This window comes from Helicobacter pylori FD535, assembly GCF_000296015.2.
Taxonomy (GTDB): Bacteria; Campylobacterota; Campylobacteria; order Campylobacterales; family Helicobacteraceae; genus Helicobacter; species Helicobacter pylori_CT.
This window is the reverse complement of the sequence record NZ_AKHP02000071.1, coordinates 1-2,118: the sequence shown is the minus strand read 5'-3', so window position 1 is coordinate 2,118 and position 2,118 is coordinate 1. Positions and strand designations below refer to the sequence as shown.

General features: G+C 38.4%; 3 protein-coding genes and 1 pseudogene. 1 reads left to right on the top strand and 3 read right to left on the bottom strand.

Going from position 1 to position 2,118, the window contains the following annotated elements; translation table 11 throughout:
- Together DV63_RS0209585 and DV63_RS17160 are read right to left on the bottom strand one after the other, a co-directional pair.
- Positions 1 to 540 (bottom strand): class I tRNA ligase family protein (locus DV63_RS0209585; protein WP_031203048.1); only part of this gene is annotated, 540 nt, incomplete at its 3' end.
- 23 nt (positions 541 to 563) lie between these two features.
- Positions 564 to 821: an RNA-binding S4 domain-containing protein gene (locus DV63_RS17160; RefSeq protein ID WP_001217152.1), complete on the bottom strand. Its 258-nt coding sequence runs from the start codon at positions 819 to 821 to the stop codon at positions 564 to 566.
- Between the two features lie 101 nt (positions 822 to 922).
- Here DV63_RS17160 and DV63_RS17155 point away from each other — a divergent pair, with 101 nt between their 5' ends.
- The gene (locus DV63_RS17155; RefSeq protein ID WP_000671827.1) at positions 923 to 1,543 is read left to right on the top strand and encodes a hypothetical protein; all 621 of its coding nucleotides are present in this window, start codon (positions 923 to 925) and stop codon (positions 1,541 to 1,543) included.
- 468 nt (positions 1,544 to 2,011) lie between these two features.
- Here DV63_RS17155 and DV63_RS18775 read toward each other — a convergent pair.
- Positions 2,012 to 2,118, bottom strand: a pseudogene (locus tag DV63_RS18775) (nickel storage protein Hpn); the annotation flags it as partial.

Sequence of the window (2,118 nt, the reverse complement as noted above, 5' to 3'; positions counted from 1 at the left end):
TTTCAAAAGCCCTTTTTTAGCCACTTCCACTAAAGCCCTATAAATGCTCGCTTCAAATTTAAAATCCATGGTTTTATAAGGATCTTCAAAATCCCCCAAAACGCCTAATTGCAAAAATTCATTCTTTTGGATTTCTAAAAACTTTTTCGCATGATCTCGGCACTTTTCTCTAAACAGCGTGGGGTTTTCCAGGCTTGTTTTTTCTTTTTCTAATCGCTCTAAAATTTGCTGCTCAATGGGCAAGCCATGGCAATCCCAACCGGGCGTGTAATAGATTTTCTTCCCTTTAAAATATTCTCTTTTAACGACAATGTCTTTTAAAATTTTATTTAAGGCATGCCCTAAATGCAAATGCCCGTTCGCATAAGGCGGCCCGTCATGCAAAGTGAAATCCCCATGGTTATCTTTCCTAGCTTGCATGCGTTTAAACGCTTGTTGCTCTTGCCATTTAGCGTAAGTTTTAGGCTCATTAACGCTCAAATTCCCTTTCATAGAAAAGGTGGTTGTGTTTAAGTTTAGGGTGTCTTTGTATTCTTTCACGGATTGATCCTTGGTCTTTTATCTTATGATTCTTTTGTTTTAGGAGCGATATAAAGGTGCGTGTCTTTTCGTGGCACATTTTTTAAAGTGGGGATTTGTAAAATCGTGTATTCTTCTATCCCTTTTAAATAGTGCAAGCTAATCGCATCGCCCGCTTTCACTTCTTTACTAGCCTTAGCGCAACTCCCATTAAGCCACACCGCCCCCACATTGCACATATCTGTCGCTAAAACGCGCCGCTTCACTAAACCCACTGATTGTAAAAATTTGTCTATTCGCATGCGTTTATTTTACCCTATTCTTTAAGTTTTTATCCATAACTTATAAGGGTTTTAGTTTTAGCATGTTAGCATTCAGCCACCACTCTTTTTAAGGAATTTGTTTGAAGTTTCAAATCGTGAGTTTGTTAGCCGCTCTTTTATTAGCCTCTTGCTTGCCCCCCAAAGGCCATCATTCTGGTTTGGTGAATCTTTATATCGCTCATCAAGGCCAAAGCGTGCGCACTTATTGGCGCAAAGTGGATAGAGGAGTTATCGCCAAACACAATAAAACGCTTGAAAAAAACCCTAAAGCAAAGCTCAAAGACCCTAGAGGGCCTTTATTCATGCTAGGGAGTGAGCGCTTCATGCTTTTATGGAAAAACCGCTACGCTTCAGCCAAAATTCAATCGTTCAAGCTAGAGCCTGGGTTTTATTACTTGGATTCTTTTAGCGTGGAAACTCAAAAAGGCATCTTGCAAAGCGCTCCTGGCTATTCATACACCAAAAATGGCTATGATTTCAAAAACAACAGCCCCTTTTTCCTAGCGTTTGAAGTCAAACCTGACAGCAAGATCATTCTTCCTAGCGTGGAATTGAGCCTGATTAAAACCCCTAGAGGCTTTTTAGGGGTGTTCTTGTTTGACAATAATGAAAAGGGGGCTAACACCCAATGGATTGAGGGGAGCTTGAATTTAAAGCTTAAAAACGCTTCTTTTAAAGACGCATGGGGGTTGGAACCATAAAGCACAAGGCTTTGTTTTATGGAGCGTTGATATTAAACTTCCTTTTATTTTAGTTTTCTTATATCTTTGAAATATAGGTTATAATTTCTATTGTTTGGATTTATTAGCGTTTCTTTGGAATATAGATTAAACCCTAGCATAGAATAAAAAGCCAAAAATAAAAATTTGGTTTTTAAAAAATGGGGGGGTAACTTGCATACCCTTTCCTTGATTGAAAAATTGTTTTAATATTTTGAGTATTGTAAAACATTGAAGCTTAAATTAAAAATCTTAACGATATTATTGGACAAGAAATAACTTTTTATAGGCATTAAGGAGCATTAATGAGCGTTTGTAACGATAAAAATCAAGTGTGTTGGTTTGATTGGATTTAATGGGTTTGGTTAGAATGGGTTAGATTGGAATGATTGTATCTCAAAGTCAAAACCAGAGACAACCCTAGTCAAGTTGCCCCTAGCCACACCGATATTACTCGTGATGCCCGTGGCAGCAACCTTCTTCTTGATGATGACTATCGCTAGTGCTGCAACAACCTTCTTCATGATGAGAGCTGTGGTGGTGATGGTGGTGTTCAC